This window comes from Salinivirga sp., assembly GCF_035268865.1.
Classification (GTDB): domain Bacteria; phylum Bacteroidota; class Bacteroidia; order Bacteroidales; family Salinivirgaceae; genus Salinivirga.
The window spans coordinates 22115-39263 of the sequence record NZ_DATFKB010000167.1 but is presented as its reverse complement, the minus strand read 5'-3'; the positions used below and the strand labels follow the sequence as shown (position 1 = coordinate 39263).

Below are 17149 nucleotides of genomic sequence, written 5' to 3'. Positions count from 1 at the left end.
GAACACGGATTAAGCGGTTAAATTCAATAAAAATATCCGAGATAGAATAATCGCAACCATTTTAACGCTTCAAAGTGGTTGTGTAATATCATAGATATGCTGATTAAGACGGATACCGCAAATGCTCGTATTCACAGATTTAGCCAATCATTATTGTCCGTTTTGCTATTCCCGGAAAATCGCAGCGATTTTGGATTGAGTGACAAAAACACCCGGATGAAGCCTCGTGCTAGTCGAATGTCTAGCCGGTTCAGCTATGATGTGATCGTTTAGCCATAGGTTATTTTATTTTTTAAATCAAAACTAGTATCTTGCAAGTATGGGTTTTGGCGGACATGTACAGGATATGATTAACCGGGACAAGCAGAACCGGGCCATGCGGACAAGCAGAAAAGAGCGAATTAATCGATCTAAAAGGCTGAGTTCACAAAAACATAAATCTACACGCAGTACAATTCAATTAAATCGGCCGATAAATGCTGAAGCTAGCAGTGAAATGAAGCACCGTATAAGCAAAAACCTCAAAAGAGATCGGATGAACCGCAATATGAAAGTGCTTTTCGTATTTACAATAGTAGCAGGCCTCATTATCTGGTTACTTTATGGCATGATTTTCGTCTAATGCCTGAGTAAGAAAAATTTACTTTTCCAATTAAAAAACATTAAATTTGATATAACTGTACTACACATTAAATAAGTTGCACTTATGTCAAAACTGGTTAATAATAAAATCGAGGCCATAAAGGGCGATATAACCCAAATAGAGACAGACGCAATAGTGAATGCGGCAAATTCTGCATTGAAAGGTGGAGGAGGCGTAGATGGCGCCATTCACCGTGCAGGAGGTCCTGAAATACTTGAAGAATGCAAAACCATTGTAGCTAAAAATGGCAAATTACCAGCCGGAGAAGCCGTTATTACAAACGGGGGAGCGCTAAAGGCAAAATATGTAATCCATACACCGGGACCGGTCTGGCAGGGCGGTCATAAAAATGAACCGGTTGAACTTGCCAATAGTTATCACAACTCACTTAAAGTAGCCGAAGAAAATAACTGTAAAACCGTTGCCTTTCCCAACATCAGCACTGGGGTTTATGGTTTTCCAAAAGACAAAGCAGCAGCTATTGCAGTAAAAACAATAAGGGAGTACATCAAAAAAACAACAAGTATTCAGAAAGTATACCTGGTTTGCTTCGACAATGAAAATTACGAATGGGTTCAAAAGAACCTGTAATAAGAATAATATTCCGAACCAACTAAATGCAGCAACCAACTTTGAAAAAATATCTGTTTTCACTTCTTCTTATATTGTCGGGTACAGTTCTATTTGCACAGCAAAACAACATAGACAGTCTTCAGCAATTGCTAAAAAAAGAGCCCTCTATAGAAACACGCATTGATGCGCTTAATCGACTTGCACTAATACTGAGACGCTCCTACCCCGATTCGGCGCTTAAATATGGTGAGCAAGCAAACAAAATTGCACTTAAAGCCGGAGATTCATCAAGGCTTGCTGAGAACTACAAAAACATTGGTAACATTTACTACATTAAAAACCAGCTCGATACTGCAATAAAACATTTCGAGCAGGCAATGAAAATATTTGAAAAGAAAAAAGACACTCTGGGTCTGGCTAAAATTTATAATAATCTTGGTGTGGTGAACCGGATAAAAGGCAATTACCTGAAAACTTTGAAATACTACCAAAAGTCGCTTGAAAAACGCAAAATGCTTGGCGACATAGAGGGAATGGGGAAAACCTATAACAATATCGGAAACCTGTATTTTGCGCTGGAGGACCTTGACCTTGCAATGGAATACTATCAAAAATCGCTGATTACAAGGAAACAATACAACGACAGTTTGGGTATAGGCGGGTGCCTTAATAACATGGGACTAATCCAGCTAGAAAAAGCCCAATATGATTCAGCCATTATTATGTTGCAACAGGCTATGGAGATTTACAAAAATTACAACGACCGCCAGGGCATTGCCCATTGTCAATCGAGCATTGGACTGGCTTACATGAATCTGAACCAGTATAAGTTAGCATCACAGTATTTTGTAAGAGCTCTCAATATTTATGAAGACCTTGGATCAAAGCTCAACATTGCCAGAACACTTATTGAAATTGCAGCAACATACAACAAGCAAACAGAATACGAAAAAGCCGCAGAGTTAGCCGCACGGGGACTGAACATTGCGTTGGAAGCTGAAATAATTGGGCAGGCTAAAAATGCCTACAACCAACTGGCAACAGCCTATGAAGGACAACAAAAGCCCACGAAGGCCCTCCATTATTACAAAAAATTTATTGAGTTAAAGGACAGCCTTTTCAGTATAGAAAAGATGCGTGAAATAGAATCTATCGAGAAAAAATACCAGCTTGAGAATCAGCGTCTGGAAATTGAGAACCTCGAAAACGACAATATGCTTAAGCAAATTAAGCTCAAACAGATACGGAGTCAGCAAATTTTTACCATAATAGCTTTTCTTATTGCTATTGGGTTCATTATTTTCTTATTGGTTACACGCAAGAAACTAAAACGTAAAAATGTCACCATTTTTGAGCAAAACAAAGAAATTACCAAGCAGAAAAACATGCTCGAAAATCACCGGAAACATTTGGAGGAAATAGTCCAGGAACGGACAAAAGATCTGCGCAATGCTAAAGAGAAGGCCGAAGAGAGCGACAGACTGAAGTCTGCATTCCTGGCCAACATGTCGCATGAAATCAGAACACCAATGAATGCTATTGTGGGTTTTACAGAGTTGCTTAACTACACATCGCCCACAGCAGAAGAAGCACAAGCTTACAGAAAACTAATCGAGGAAAACAGTAACCTGTTGCTGCATTTGATTGACGACATTATCGATATTGCGAAAATCGAGGCCGGCGAGCTTAAAGTGCAGTTAAAAGAAATCCGCATTAATGAAATAATAGACAATACGATAAAGGTTTTCAACAATAAGAAAAAACAGATTGGTAAAGCACATATTGAAATAGAAAAAAAGACAGATCCAAACCTGGATAACCCACTATTAAAGACAGACTCTTTCAGGCTTCAGCAAATTATATCGAATCTGCTTGACAATGCCATAAAGTTTACCGAAGAGGGCCACATAGAAGTTGGTTACCGCATGGCCGATGAAGAGAACCACCTGGTGGTTTATGTTAAAGACACAGGCATTGGTATGACAAAAGAGCAAAAACAATTTATATTTCAGCGGTTTGGCAAAGTTGAAGAACGCACAAAAAAACTATACCGGGGCGCAGGTTTAGGACTGGCTATCAGTAAAAATCTCACAGAGATGCTGGGTGGAAGAATCCGGGTGGAATCTGAATTTGGAAAAGGCTCTACTTTCCTCCTGGAACTGCCTTATTCCGCATAAGCTGAACGCTCCTCTACTCAGAAGCTACTTTGCCACACACCCCACAGAGAAGCTTGATTTACAAAAACTTAACAAAGAAACTATCTGGGGCAAAAAGTTGTGCAATTCACATAGTAAATCGCTTTGCTTATATCACATTCACATGCTGGCTATAGAAATCCCCAAAAAGCAATGAGTTTAAATGCATAATTGGCCACCACACCTGCAACAATACCTCCAACCGTGTGCGCCAAAAGGGCTTTAGATGTAAGCGGTCTGTGACCAAGTGTATCGAGCATGGCTGTGTGGGTGCTCAAATAACCACTCCAGGTCATACCCATTGCAGTAAACACAGCAATTACATTACCGGTAATTAATCCCTCAGCCACAAAAGCCTTTACAAGTGATAATGCTGCACCAACTGCACCAAGTGCGGTTATGGGAAAAGCAATTAATTCGGGGCTTTTAAAACCGAAAAGAAATTCAAACACACCATTGATATAACCTGCCAGTTTAGGCAAGATTGGTACGCCCTCGTATGCAAGGCCCTGATAACCGATTGCAGCATCTTTCGGGCCAAAGGTCACAATCATTACCATGGTACTAATAATTAGTACGCCGGGAATAATGGCCAATCCTAAATCGACACCAGATTTTCCGCCATCGAGCAATGCATTCAGAAATCTTAAAAAGGTACTACCCTCGCTTCGAAACCTGATCTTATCATCTTCGCCATGTTTTTCTTCAGTGGTTTTACATTCTATTTTATTGCAAATTAAACGCTGCATTAATCGTGTACTGATTATTGCTCCTATCAGTGCACCAAATAAACCAACCAGTGCCGGACCAAAATAACCCAAACCAGCCATAAATGTCAGCACAATCAGACCCATTCCGAATGCTGTCCCAAAATTGGCCAACGAAACCAGCTCGTATTCATAAAAATATTTCTTAAAATTTTTATCATTTGCCAGGCTTATAATCGCCGGATTATCAGAAAAGAAAGTCATCAATCCGGCCAAAGCCGAAACTCCGGGCAAATTAAATATCGGACGCATAAAAGGGCGCAAGATAAACTCAAGTAAGCGTACTACCCCAAATTCAATCATTAACCTGCCCAGCGCGCCACTTAGCACAGTAATTCCCATGATAAAAAACACAGTATTCATGAGCAGGTCCCAGGCAGTATTCATAATGGTATTAAGCAAGTTGGCTGTACCCATTTTATGTCCGAGAAAACCGAAAAACACGAAAAATATAATTAAAAAAATAAAAGCTTCGTAGCGTCTTTTCACTACAAAGCTTGTATTCTTGAGTTTCAGTATAGGCTTCATTGTTGGTTTATTTTCTGGTGTAATTAAAGTTTAAATATCAAATTTCATCAGACAAATATAAGACCTTTGTAAGGTGATGAAATATGTTATTTGTCATGCTTTAAAAATCATTTTCCGGAAGCCTCGGCTTCGAGCTCATCCCAAAACTCAACGGCTCTACGCAAATGTGGAATTACAATTGTACCCCCCACCACGTTAGCAACACTAAAAATTTCGAACAACTCTTCTTTGCTTACACCCAATTTATGGCACTGTTCTACATGGTAACGAATACAATCGTCGCAACGCAACACCATTGATGACACCAATCCAAGCATCTCCTTGGTCTTAGTATCCAAAGCTCCCTCCATATAAGTATTGGTATCAAGGTTAAATATACGCTTAATTACCTTGTTATTTCCGGCCAGAATTCTCTCATTCATTTCTTGCCTGTATTCACGATAGTGCTTTAATGTTTCGCTCATAATTTGAGGTATTTACGATTTATGAATTTATTCAACTAAAGTTCCTCTGAGTGTGGCAGACGAACAGTCATAAACTTTCACCTGAACAGAATCGCCCGGGTTATAATTTCCTTTTGGAAACACAATTACCTTATTTTGTTCATTGCGACCAAAGAGCTCCTGATCTGATTTTTTTGAAACACCTTCAGCCAACACGATAAATGTTTTTCCAATGTCTGCCTTGTTACTTTTTAGTGAAAGCTCTTGCTGCAGCGCAATAATCTGCTGCAGACGCTTTGATTTTGTCTCTTCCGGAACATTATCTTTCAGATGTTTGGCAGCATAGGTGCCTTCCCGCTCACTATATTTGAACATAAATGCCCAATCGAATCCCACTTCCTTCATCAACGACAGGGTTTGCTGGTGATCTTCTTCGGTTTCATCATGAAAACCACAAAAAATATCCGTAGTAATGCCGCAATTCGGAATGAACTCGCGTATCTTCTGAATCCGCTCCATATACCAGTCGCGGTCATACTTCCGGTTCATCAGCTTAAGCATTCTTGAACTACCAGACTGCACCGGCAAATGAATATGGTTACAAATATTTACGTTTTCGGCAATTGTTTTAATAAGCTTGTCAGAAATATCTTTTGGGTGAGAAGTAGTGAAACGAATTCGGACAGTAGTGTCCAGTTTTGATACACTTTTTAAAAGCTCAGGAAAATCAATATCTGCCTCATCGGTTTTGTAATGATAAGAGTTCACATTCTGTCCCAGTAAGGTAATCTCTTTATGGCCTGTATTGATAAGTTCCTCCACCTCACTCACAACATCTTCGGGGTTCCGACTGCGCTCACGCCCCCTGGTATAAGGCACAATACAATATGTACAAAAATTGTTACATCCACGACTAATGGAAACAAATCCCCCAAATGCATTTTCCTCAAGCCTCTTCGGCAATATACCGGCATAAGTTTCTTCTTTCGAAAGCTCAGTATCGATAGCCGGAGCACCCTTATCGGCCATGGTTAACATACCGGGTAATTTCCGGTAGGAGTCCGGTCCGGCCACCAAGCTAACCAGCTTATTTTCAGTTAACTTACCACCAAGCCTTTCGGCCATACAACCAATCACTCCAACTTTAAGCTCCGGATTTATTTTTTTATTGTGTTTTAAAGCATCTAACCGGTTCCAGATACGCTTCTCCGCATTATCTCGAATGGAACAGGTGTTGATTAATACAAGATCAGCTTCTGATTCGTCATTTGTAATTTCATAATGCTCATCACCCAGCACAGATGCAACAACTTCACTGTCTGCCACATTCATTTGGCATCCGTACGTTTCGATGTATAACTTCTTCGCCATTTCTTAAAAATCATTTTGATTTGCCGCTGCAAAGATAATGCTTATCGCTATTGAATCTATAAACTATTTAACTGAATTATAGAACTTATAATCAACTCATTTATAACAGCAAGTGCAAAAACCCTACAATTAAAGGGTTTTCGTATCTTTTAATCTATTTATATGGACCACATTTTTTTATAATTTTGCAAATAACACCTAAAATAAAACCAGTTCATATGGCAGGACATAGTAAGTGGGCAAACATTAAACACAGGAAAGGCGCTCAGGATGCAAAAAGAGCAAAGATGTTCACCCGAATATCGAAAGAGATAATGATTGCTGTAAAGGAGGGCAATGATCCGGATCCAAATAACAACCCCCGATTGCGGCTGGCCATACAGAATGCGCGGGGAATAAACATGCCCAAAGACAATATTCAGCGGGCAATAGATAAAGCATCTGATAAATCAACCGATCAGTTGGCCGAAATGACCTTTGAGGGACACGCCCCGGGTGGAGTTGGAATTTTCGTGGAGTGCATGACAGACAATAACAACCGCACAGTGAGCGATGTACGCTCGATATTTAACAAGCGGGGTGGCAGTCTGGGTAAAAATGGCTCACTCAGTTTTATTTTTGATCGAAAAGGCGTTTTTGCCATACCCAAAAAAGCTGACTTAAACCTTGAAGAGCTTGAGCTTGAACTCATTGATGCAGGAGCAGAAGAATTTGACAGCGAAGGAGAAATGCTCATCGTAACTACATCGATGGAGGACTTTGGCAACATGCAGAAAAAACTCGATGAACTAAATATAGAAGCTGAAAATGCAGGTTTGCAAAGAATACCCAACTCGACACAGGAAGTTGATTTAGCAACAGCAAAAAAAGTACTGGCGATGGTGGAAGAATTCGAGGAAAACGATGACGTTCAGAACGTTTACCACAACCTCGAAATGACCCCGGAACTGGAAAAAGAGCTCTCTTAATCCTATTATGCTGACTACAAGCCCATAGAATACTTTGGCTCCTTTTTTGATTAGTTTTCAAACAAGGAACGAACAGCAACTAATTAGGAAAACTATTTGTATGAACAGAATTTTATTGAGCCTTACGCTTATAATTATTCCCTATATTTCTATATATGCACAAGAAAAGAAAAAAGTTGAAGCAACCCGCACATCAGAAATAATAACAATTGACGGAAAACTCCAGGAAACTGCATGGGACGAAACTCCGCAAGCCACAAATTTCACCCAATACAGCCCGTACAACGGGAAAGCACCCAGCGAAGCTACCCATGTAAGATTTCTTTATGATGACAATGCTTTGTACGTAGGTGCTTTTTTAGAAGACGACCATCCAGACCAAATATCAAAAAACCTGGGGAAAAGAGATAATTTCAACCTGGCAGATTATTTCGGGGTATATATCGATCCATACAATGATGCAAGTAAGGCCTATGGCTTTTTCGTAACCTCTACAGGGGTGCAGGTCGATGTAAAATCTACCACATACAAAGATTACCGCTGGGATGCTGTTTGGGAGTCAGCCGTTACACACACTCCAAATGGCTGGAGCATTGAAATGCGTATCCCTTACTCAGCCCTGCGATTTTCTAAAGCTAAAAACCAGGAATGGGGATTAAACATAGAACGCGTGATTCAGCGCAACAGGGAAGTAAGCACCTGGAACTACATTGATATCAATACAGAAGGCACCAATAAACAAGCAGGCGTTTTAACAGGTATTGTCGATGTAGAACCTCCCGTCAGGCTGGCATTCATTCCCTACATGTCGGCATATGTAGAAAACGAAAGCAATGAAAACAGCTATTCCATTAAAGGTGGAATGGATGTAAAATATGGCATCAACGAAAGCTTCACGCTTGATATGATGCTCATACCCGATTTCGGGCAGGTAAAATCTGACAAGGAACGCTTAAATCTGAGTCCATTTGAGACCTATTACGGCGAAAACCGGGAATTTTTCAAAGAAGGCATGGAGCTCTTTAACCGCGCCGGCATTTTTTACTCCAGGCGCATTGGTAGCAAACCGGTTAATGCCCATAAAGCATATGACATGGAAGACACTGCCGGGGTGGAAGTTGTAGAGATACCCAACAGCACCCAGTTAATCAATGCCACAAAAATAACAGGCAAAACCAGGAAAGGCCTAAACATTGGGGTTCTGAATGCCATGAGTCAGACTACGCACGCTACCGTAAAAGATACTATAACCGGCAAAGAAGAAAAAGTACAGGTACAACCATTCACCAACTACAATGTAAGTGTGCTTGAACAGAGCCTGCCGGGGAACTCTTTCATAAGTTTAATCAACACAAACGTGCACAGGCCTTCCAGCAACTACACGGCCAACGTAACCGGTTCAGAGGTGCGTTACGAAATAAAAGAATCCATTGCTGTAAAAGGAGCAGCATCCTTAAGTCAACGTTACACATTAGACAATCCTTATGGTTACAAATACTGGTTCGAAGTTGAACGCATTACCGGAAGATTCCGATTCTCATTAAGGCACAATACCGAAAGTCCAAAGTTCGACCCGAATGACCTTGGTTACCTGCAAAGCCCGGATGAAAGAAGCAACAGGGCTGAAGTTTCGTACAGCATCAGAGAACCATTCTGGAGGCTATTGAACTGGCACAATGAAATAAGTGTTAATTACAACACCATGTTCGATTACCATGATTTCATCAGTACCCGAATCAATTTCTCAACTCGTGCAACAACAAAAAACCACCTTTCATTTGGTTTAAGCTCGCAGATCAAGCCCATAATGGGTTATGATTATTATGAACCACGGGTAGATGGCTACAAGTTTAAAACAGCCTCATGGCAAAATGGTAGCTTCTGGATATCATCAGATTATAGAAAAACATTTGCGCTTGACCTCAGATTTGGCGGTTGGGTTGCCAATGAATATGATCAATCTGGCCTATGGTACAGCGCTAGCCCAAGGTTACGTCTGGGTGACAAATTCCAACTTGTATATGATTTCAATGGCGATAACAGTTTCAACTCCATTGGCTATATTGACAATAATTCAGCAGAAGATTCAGTTGTATTCGGACGCCGGAACTACCAGAAACTTGAAAATAACATCAACCTCGATTATATATTCACACCAAATGCTTCTTTAACATTCTACTTACGACATTATTGGACCAAAGTGAATTACGACCAGTTCTACCTGCTTAATAAGGATGGTACTTTAACTGATTATCCGGCATATAACGAAAACGAAGACATTAATTACAATGCTTTCAATATCGACTTGGCCTATACATGGCAATTTGCTCCCGGAAGTGAAATGTCACTGGTTTGGAAAAACCAAATTCTTTCTGAAACAGACGAGGTGATAAATGATTTTGGACGCAACCTGGAAAACACTTTTTCAGATCTGGGAAAAAACAGCATTTCAATCAGAGTGCTTTATTATTTAGATTACCTGCAAATAAAAAATGCGATATTGTAAATCCATGTAATTTCAAGTATTAGAATCGAGCCACGCATGCAGTGCTGCTACTGCCCACAATCGGTTGTACAAAAACGCATATTTGGGGCCTCTAAATTTTTTTTGTAAATCAGCCACGTATTCAGGGTTTACAACCCCATGCTTCACAAGCATTGCTTTATCGAGGTAGGCATTAAACCAACCCTCAAGTGGCCCTTTCATCCATTGCTCCAGTGGCACTGAAAAGCCTTGCTTTGGCCTATCGAAAAATTCCTTCGGGACATATTTGTAAAGAAGCTGTTTCAACAAATATTTACCCGTCTTCCCTTTTAAGCGAAGAGCCGGATCAAGATTAAAGGCCATTTCAACCATACGATAATCCAGCAAAGGCACACGGGTTTCAAGTGCGTATCGCATACTGGCACGGTCTACTTTTGTAAGCAGGTCATCAGGCAGGTAGTATTTAAAATCAAACAAAGCCTGACGCTCCTCCGGTGTCAGCTGCCGGCGAATATGTTCAAATTCTGGTTTAAAAACATCACCGGGTTGTTTAACAAGCTGAAGCAGCTCTTTTTGGCTAAAGAAGTACTGTTCCTGCGAAAAAATGTGAGGTTCGGTAACCTGCGATTTTTCAAACAGGCGGGCAACTCTTTTATAACGGCTACCGCCCATTGCTAATGCCGTTTTGTAGAACGGAGCCATCATCTGCACACCTGGTTTTGCCATTCGCCCGGCCCAAACATGGGCCCCGTAACCCATAAACAACTCATCGCCACCGTCGCCCGAAAGTGTTACGGTTACTTCTTCTTTAGCCAACCTCGAAACAAGCATGGTAGGGATGGCACTTGTATCTGCAAATGGTTCATCGTATTGCGAAATAATATCGGGCAGCAACTCTTCAGCCTCTTTTTCTGTAGCGTAAAGCATTCGGTGTTCCGATCCAATATGTTGGGCAACTTTAGCGGCGTAACCTGTTTCATCGTGCCGGGTATGTTCAAAACCTATTGTGAATGTTTTAATACGACCGGGATAATGGCGGGCAGCTACAGCAGAAACCAGACTACTATCAATGCCTCCGCTCAAAAAAGTACCCACAGGTACATCGCTGATAAGCCTGCCTTGAACAGCACTGTTCAACACCTTATCGAAGCGAACCAGGGCCTCCTTTTCATCCTTAATCTTCTCTTTTTCAATTTGTTGCTCCACACTCCACCACTTGCGTTTCACAACTCCATTGGCGTCTATTATAGCCAATTCTCCGGGTAAAAGCTTATGCACATTTTCATAAATTGTGTCGGGAGCAGGTATAAAACCTAAATGCAAATAATTAATTACAGCCTGATGGTTAAGCCTTAACCTATTCTTTGGTAAAGCACGTTGTAAAGCTTTTAATTCTGACGCAAAAATAAAGGTTCCCGGCTGCTCATAATAAAAAAGTGGTTTAATACCCACGCGATCGCGAAACAAGAATAACCGCTCCTCTTCTCTGTCGTAAATGGCGATGGCAAACATACCACTCATATAGTTTACAAACTCCACACCCTTCTTGACAAATAACTCAAGCACTACTTCGCTATCGCTTGTAGTTTTAGTTTCAAGGCGAAATTGGGTTGCAAGCTCATTAAAGTTATAAACTTCGCCATTATAAACCATAACAAACCTGCCATCATGCGAATGAATGGGTTGATTAGACCTTTCGTTAAGATCTATTATACTAAGGCGCTCGTGTACAAGCCCAGCCTTTCCTTCCACAAATCTACCTGAATAATCAGGTCCTCTGTGCCTTAAGGCTGCAGCCATCATTTCCAGCGATTGCGTGTTAAAATCCACACCAGCGTTCCAGTAACCTGCAATACCACACATAAGCGTTAAAATTTTAAACGAACTTAAACAAATTATTTCATTTTAGCTTCCCAAAGAAAGTGATATACCTGCATTTCCCCCGAGAAAATGTCTTAAATTTGTATGATGATAGAAAAAAATTATCTATTTTTAGGTTTATCAAATTGTGTTTTATAGTTTTATAGAGCATTAAACTCACTGAAAAAGACGACAGTATACAATTTGACATGACACCGTAAACACAAAAGAGACACGGGCGTTAATCTTTAAACTATTAAGTATGAAGTACAGATTTACCATCGCAAACCGCTTATTTTTAGGCTTTGGTCTCATCATAATCACCCTTCTAGTTAGCAGTATACTTACTTATACAACGCTACAGCAAAACAAACAACTTAACGAAGAAGTTGCCAATGTTTATTCACCATCGGTTTCGCACCTCGGCGATATGTTACAGTTGGTAAACAATTCGAAAATGCTGATTAAAAACTGGGTACATATCGAACGTAAAAGCGGAACGCCCGATAAAAAAAGATTACGAGAACTACATACAGAAGATTTTCCGGCCCTTGTATCAAAAATAAAAGGAATCTACAATAACTGGACACCCGAAGAACAGGCGATATTCGACTCGTTGGAAGTACTCATAAAAGACACCCTCTTTGCACAGCACAAACAAATTATGGGTCGCCTAAATACTTTTGAAAGTTATGATGACCCGATGGTAGTTTTTGAAATTTTCCCAATGGTAGAAGAAGGGGGAGAAGTTATCAACACCACAAACAAAGCGCTGGACAAGGTAAAAGAACTAACTAACCGTTTAGAGAAAAAAAGTGAGCAAAAAAACAAGGCCATGTTCGATTCGCTGGACTCCTTCCAGCTGTTTATTATATTCTCAGGTATCATCATGTTGCTCATATCGCTGGCCATTGCCATATTCATTTCACGGGCAACCATCAGACCAATATTACGACTCAAGGATTTTCTACTGATCATGACCAGAGGAGTGCTACCCGATGAGAAGATGAAGGAGACCAATGATGAGATTGGCGACATGAGCAAAGCCCTAAACAAATACATTGATGGCATGCGTCGCACCTCCAGTTTTGCCATTGATATGGGTAAAGGCGAGTACGCCACTGACTTTAAACCGTTAAGCGAAGAAGACACGCTGGGCAACGCCTTACTGGGTATGCGCGACGACCTTAAAAAAGCTGCAGAAGAAGAAGAACGCCGCAAAAAAGAGGACGAAATACGCAACTGGAGTGCTCAGGGTATTGCCAAGTTTAGCGATATACTCAGACAAAACAACGACGATATTGAAAAACTTTCTTACAACATTGTCGACAACCTCATTAACTACATTGATGCCATACAGGGAGCCATATATGTACTCAGCACCAACGAAGAGGATGAAGGCGAGCAGTATTTTGAAATGACAGCCGCGGTAGCCTACGGCCGGCAAAAAATGGTCGATCGAAAAATAGAGCTGGAAGAAGGCCTGGTAGGAAGGTGCGCATTTGAGAAAGCAACTGTTTACCTTAAAGAAATACCCGAAGATTATGTCCGCATCACGAGTGGCTTAGGCGACGATAACCCAACTGTATTGCTTCTGGTGCCCTTGAAACTGAACAATGAGATATTCGGGGTACTGGAAATTGTTTCATTTAAGGAATTTGCAGACTACCAAATTGAGTTTGTCGAAAAAGTTGGTGAAAACATCGCTTCCACTATTTCAACAGTACGTATCAATCAGCGCACGGCCAAACTACTGGAAGAGTCAAGACAAAAAGGAGAAGAACTGGCATCGCAGGAAGAGGAAATGCGACAAAACATGGAGGAACTCCAGGCCACACAGGAGGAATCGGCAAGGCGCGAAAACGAAATGCAGGATACCATTGATGCCATCAATAACACATTAGGTAACTTCGACATGGATATCAACGGTTACATCATCAGTGCCAATGAAAAATATGCTGAATTAATTTACAAAAAAACAGGAGACCTCATAGGCAAGGAGCATCGTACATTATTCGACCCTGAAATAAATGACATGGAGTATTACAATGAAATTTGGGAAGGACTGAAAAACGGCATGCCCTCTGAAATGGAAATTAAATACTCCACCCCCGATGGCGATGTTTGGCTCAAAGAATCATATACACCAGCAAAAAATATAGAGGGCGAATATGAAAAAATAGTAACCCTTGTAATGGATGTAACCGAGAAGCGAAGTAAAGACAGCGCAATACATGCCTATCAGCACGAGCTTGAAGATCAGGGTGAGATAATGCGCGACACCATGGAACAAATCAGTAATATTAAGGAAGAATATGACAAAAGATTAATTGAGATAGAGAAAGAAAAAGAAGTTATTGAAGAAGAATCGAGGGTTCAAATCGAAAGCCTGAAGATGCAAATAAAAGAACTATCAGGCGATGATGAATAAACAATAAATTCTTTCACATATAGCGGAGGCTCCAAATAACTTCCGCTTTTTTATTGGATAAAAATTCAAATTATGCAATTAGCAAACCTGGACTGGATTATCCTGGCCATATTTTTTCTGATCGTCATAAGTATCGGCTGGGTTGCATCGCGCACTGCACGTAAAGACACTTCACAATTTTTCCTGGGGGGCCGTGGTATGCCCTGGTGGTTGCTTGGGGTATCAATGGTGGCCTGTACATTTTCTGCCGATACGCCGAACCTGGTCACAGATTTTGTTCGAACCTCGGGAGTAGCCAAAAACTGGGCATGGTGGGCATTTTTAATTACAGGCATGGTAACGGTCTTTATTTATGCAAAGCTCTGGCGCCGTTCAGATGTACTTACAGATCTTGAATTTTACGAATTAAGGTACTCCGGAAAACTCGCTTCATTCTTACGCGTGTTCCGATCCGTATATTTAGGACTGTTTTTTAATGTGCTCATAATGGCCAGTGTAAGTCTTGCAGCAATTAAAATTGGTGCTGTAATGTTTGGTCTTGCACCATGGGTAACCATTGTAATTGGATCCATTTCCGTGGCTATTTATGCTGGTATAGGCGGATTGAAAGGTGTAATCTGGGCAGATTTCTTCCAGTACAGCATTGCCATGTTTGGAGCTATTTATGCGGCTGTTATTGCCCTGCAGCAACCGGAAGTTGGTGGTTTAGATGGGTTGTTGTCTCACCCCGATATTCAGGATAAACTAAGCTTTATTCCTGATTTTAGCGACCCGGGAACATTGCTTACGTTGTTGATTATTCCCATTGCTGTGCAGTGGTGGAGTGTTTGGTATCCGGGTGCTGAGCCTGGCGGCGGAGGGTACATTGCTCAACGCATGCTTTCGGCAAAAAATGAAAAGAATGCCATCGGAGCCACGCTCTTTTTTAATTTTATGCATTATGCAATTCGTCCCTGGCCATGGATAATTGTTGCATTGGCATCCCTGATAGTATATCCTGATTTGGTTTCTATTCATAATGAGTTTCCGAACATCGATTCTGAATACTTAAAGCACGATATTGCCTACCCGGCCATGATGTCGAAGCTTGGCCCCGGATGGCTCGGGCTTGTGGTAGCTTCATTAATTGCAGCCTATATGTCAACCATTGGCACGCATTTAAATTGGGGCTCATCTTACATCGTAAATGATTTCTATAAAAGGGTAATCAAACCCGATGCGCCCGAAAAGGAGCTGGTACGCGTCGGACAATTGTCTACGCTCTTACTCATGTTGTTTTCAGGCATAATTGCCCTCACTATTATGGAAAATGCCCAGGAAGCCTTTAACATACTTTTACTGTCAGGAGCAGGATCGGGTGCCATATACCTTTTGAGATGGTTCTGGTGGAGAATTAATGCGCTTACTGAAATTGTGGCTATGGTTAGTGCCACGCTCACAGCAATCATACTCATTTTTGCGATTGACGATCAGACACTTACCACTCAATACCTGGATGCTTTTACAGTACGATTGTTAATTGCTGTGGGGGTTACCACAATTGTATGGGTGAGTACAACATTACTATCAAAACCTGAAGACGAAGAAACCCTGGCTAACTTTTACCGCAAAACACGCCCGGGCGGGCCCGGTTGGAAAAAAATTGCCCGCAAAGTATTCCCCGATGAAACAAAGCCGCATGCATGGGCCATGCCTATACAGATTCTAAATGTGTTTATAGGCTCTATCACAGTCTATGCGGCCCTGTTTGGCATTGGTAGTTTGATTTATGGTGAATGGATTCAGGCTTCAATACTATTATTCATGACCATTGCAGGAAGTTTTACAATACTGAAGTTATTCCACAAATTAAGGGCAGATATAAAATAAAAGCCGCTGCTCATTGAGCAACGGCTTATATTCCATTTCCTGAGGATATTATAATATCTATTCAGGAATAATTGCTTCTGTAGGACATACGTCAGCACATGCACCACAATCAGTGCAAGTATCAGGATCAATTACATAAATATCACCTTCTGATATAGCATCTACCGGGCATTCTGGTATGCAGCTTCCGCATGCAACGCAATCTTCAGTAATTTTGTAAGCCATTGTTGTTATATTTAAAGTTCAAAAATTCACTACAAAAGTATAAGCCTTTCCCAAAAAAAAGAAGAAAAACAGAAAAAAATAAAACTATTCTTCAACATCAACTAACATGAGCTATGTCAGGCATTTGAGCTATCCGGGTTACCTTTCCTCGAACCCTTTGTCCAATATTAATCTTCAAATCAGAATTAAGCGGAACAAATACATCCACCCTGGACCCAAACTTAATAAAGCCCATCTCCTGCCCCGCTGCAACCTGAGAATTCTCATCTTTTACATAATTTTCAATTCTGCGCGCCACAATTCCGGCAATTTGCCTTATAACCACCGGAACTTTCTCAGATGTCTCCATAAATATACTTGTGCGTTCATTAAGTGTAGATGATTTTGGATGTCTGGCAACCAAAAATTTGCCGGGGTGGTATCTGAACTCTTTCATAATACCTTTGGCTGGAAACCAATTGATATGCACGTTCCAAACAGACATAAATATAGAAATCTGAAGGGCTTTTTTATGTAAAAACTCATCTTCGAAAACTTCTTCGATGGCCACAACTGTTCCATCGGCTGGCGCAACAAGCACATCTTTTTCAGTATTTACTAATCGGCCGGGGTCCCTGAAAAACCTCAACACAAAAACCACGATACCAAGAGCTACAAATCCTGTGATTAATGTGGCATATAAACTATTAAAAATAAAATGCATACCTGCTGTGAGCAATAGCAGTATTAATATTATGGTTATGATTATTTTATAACCTGCGCGGTGAATTTTCATTTGCCTGGAGTTTTGA

General features: G+C 40.8%; 13 protein-coding genes. 7 read left to right on the top strand and 6 right to left on the bottom strand.

From position 1 onward, the window contains the following. Positions 1-319 precede the first annotated feature (319 nt). The 3 genes from VJ937_RS09965 to VJ937_RS09955 all read left to right on the top strand — a co-directional run bounded on the left by VJ937_RS09965 (position 320) and on the right by VJ937_RS09955 (position 3393). Positions 320-622 (top strand): hypothetical protein, encoded by a 303-nt coding sequence (locus tag VJ937_RS09965; protein ID WP_324066750.1) that lies wholly within the window; start codon positions 320-322, stop codon positions 620-622. Positions 623-706: 84 nt separating this feature from the next. Further along, on the top strand, positions 707-1234 hold the full coding sequence (locus tag VJ937_RS09960; RefSeq protein ID WP_324066749.1) for an O-acetyl-ADP-ribose deacetylase: 528 nt from the start codon (positions 707-709) through the stop codon (positions 1232-1234). Between the two features lie 41 nt (positions 1235-1275). Beyond that, positions 1276-3393, top strand: a complete 2118-nt coding sequence (locus VJ937_RS09955) for a tetratricopeptide repeat-containing sensor histidine kinase (RefSeq protein ID WP_324066748.1) — start codon at positions 1276-1278, stop codon at positions 3391-3393. Positions 3394-3542: 149 nt separating this feature from the next. On the opposite strand, the gene VJ937_RS09950 is transcribed toward VJ937_RS09955, so the two are convergent. From VJ937_RS09950 to miaB, 3 genes are all read right to left on the bottom strand, one after another. Then, entirely contained in the window at positions 3543-4706 is a 1164-nt protein-coding gene (locus VJ937_RS09950; protein ID WP_324066747.1) for a CD0519/CD1768 family membrane protein, read from the bottom strand. A gap of 107 nt (positions 4707-4813) precedes the next feature. Beyond that, positions 4814-5170, bottom strand: a complete 357-nt coding sequence (locus VJ937_RS09945) for a carboxymuconolactone decarboxylase family protein (RefSeq protein ID WP_324066746.1) — start codon at positions 5168-5170, stop codon at positions 4814-4816. 27 nt (positions 5171-5197) lie between these two features. Then, positions 5198-6520, bottom strand: coding sequence for a tRNA (N6-isopentenyl adenosine(37)-C2)-methylthiotransferase MiaB (gene miaB, locus VJ937_RS09940; protein WP_324066745.1), 1323 nt, complete (start codon positions 6518-6520; stop codon positions 5198-5200). Between the two features lie 218 nt (positions 6521-6738). Here miaB and VJ937_RS09935 point away from each other — a divergent pair, with 218 nt between their 5' ends. Both VJ937_RS09935 and VJ937_RS09930 read left to right on the top strand, forming a co-directional pair. Further along, on the top strand, positions 6739-7488 hold the full coding sequence (locus VJ937_RS09935; RefSeq protein ID WP_324066744.1) for a YebC/PmpR family DNA-binding transcriptional regulator: 750 nt from the start codon (positions 6739-6741) through the stop codon (positions 7486-7488). Positions 7489-7588: 100 nt separating this feature from the next. Next, positions 7589-9994 carry a DUF5916 domain-containing protein gene (locus VJ937_RS09930; protein WP_324066743.1) on the top strand — a complete coding sequence of 802 codons (2406 nt, stop codon included), beginning with the start codon at positions 7589-7591 and terminating at the stop codon, positions 9992-9994. Between the two features lie 12 nt (positions 9995-10006). On the opposite strand, the gene asnB is transcribed toward VJ937_RS09930, so the two are convergent. After that, on the bottom strand, positions 10007-11836 hold the full coding sequence (gene asnB / locus VJ937_RS09925; RefSeq protein WP_324066742.1) for an asparagine synthase (glutamine-hydrolyzing): 1830 nt from the start codon (positions 11834-11836) through the stop codon (positions 10007-10009). A 259-nt stretch (positions 11837-12095) separates the two neighbouring features. Here asnB and VJ937_RS09920 point away from each other — a divergent pair, with 259 nt between their 5' ends. Continuing rightward, a complete protein-coding gene (locus tag VJ937_RS09920) occupies positions 12096-14264 on the top strand; it encodes a GAF domain-containing protein (RefSeq protein ID WP_324066741.1) in 2169 nt (722 codons plus the stop codon). A gap of 72 nt (positions 14265-14336) precedes the next feature. Next, positions 14337-16133, top strand: a complete 1797-nt coding sequence (locus VJ937_RS09915) for a sodium:solute symporter family protein (RefSeq protein ID WP_324066740.1) — start codon at positions 14337-14339, stop codon at positions 16131-16133. 57 nt (positions 16134-16190) lie between these two features. Here the strand turns inward: VJ937_RS09915 and VJ937_RS09910 are convergent, their stop codons facing one another. Then, positions 16191-16358, bottom strand: coding sequence for a DUF362 domain-containing protein (locus VJ937_RS09910; protein WP_081421458.1), 168 nt, complete (start codon positions 16356-16358; stop codon positions 16191-16193). A 97-nt stretch (positions 16359-16455) separates the two neighbouring features. Next, positions 16456-17133 carry a phosphatidylserine decarboxylase family protein gene (locus VJ937_RS09905; protein ID WP_324066739.1) on the bottom strand — a complete coding sequence of 226 codons (678 nt, stop codon included), beginning with the start codon at positions 17131-17133 and terminating at the stop codon, positions 16456-16458. Between the last annotated feature and the right edge of the window lie 16 nt (positions 17134-17149).

Coding starts and splice junctions, on each gene's coding strand:
- miaB (WP_324066745.1), bottom strand. CDS start 6,520: ATGGCGAAGAAGTTATACATCGAAACGTACGGATGCCAAATGAATGTG.
- VJ937_RS09910 (WP_081421458.1), bottom strand. CDS start 16,358: ATGGCTTACAAAATTACTGAAGATTGCGTTGCATGCGGAAGCTGCATA.
- VJ937_RS09960 (WP_324066749.1), top strand. CDS start 707: ATGTCAAAACTGGTTAATAATAAAATCGAGGCCATAAAGGGCGATATA.
- asnB (WP_324066742.1), bottom strand. CDS start 11,836: ATGTGTGGTATTGCAGGTTACTGGAACGCTGGTGTGGATTTTAACACG.
- VJ937_RS09930 (WP_324066743.1), top strand. CDS start 7,589: ATGAACAGAATTTTATTGAGCCTTACGCTTATAATTATTCCCTATATT.
- VJ937_RS09905 (WP_324066739.1), bottom strand. CDS start 17,133: ATGAAAATTCACCGCGCAGGTTATAAAATAATCATAACCATAATATTA.
- VJ937_RS09945 (WP_324066746.1), bottom strand. CDS start 5,170: ATGAGCGAAACATTAAAGCACTATCGTGAATACAGGCAAGAAATGAAT.
- VJ937_RS09965 (WP_324066750.1), top strand. CDS start 320: ATGGGTTTTGGCGGACATGTACAGGATATGATTAACCGGGACAAGCAG.
- VJ937_RS09915 (WP_324066740.1), top strand. CDS start 14,337: ATGCAATTAGCAAACCTGGACTGGATTATCCTGGCCATATTTTTTCTG.
- VJ937_RS09935 (WP_324066744.1), top strand. CDS start 6,739: ATGGCAGGACATAGTAAGTGGGCAAACATTAAACACAGGAAAGGCGCT.
- VJ937_RS09950 (WP_324066747.1), bottom strand. CDS start 4,706: ATGAAGCCTATACTGAAACTCAAGAATACAAGCTTTGTAGTGAAAAGA.
- VJ937_RS09920 (WP_324066741.1), top strand. CDS start 12,096: ATGAAGTACAGATTTACCATCGCAAACCGCTTATTTTTAGGCTTTGGT.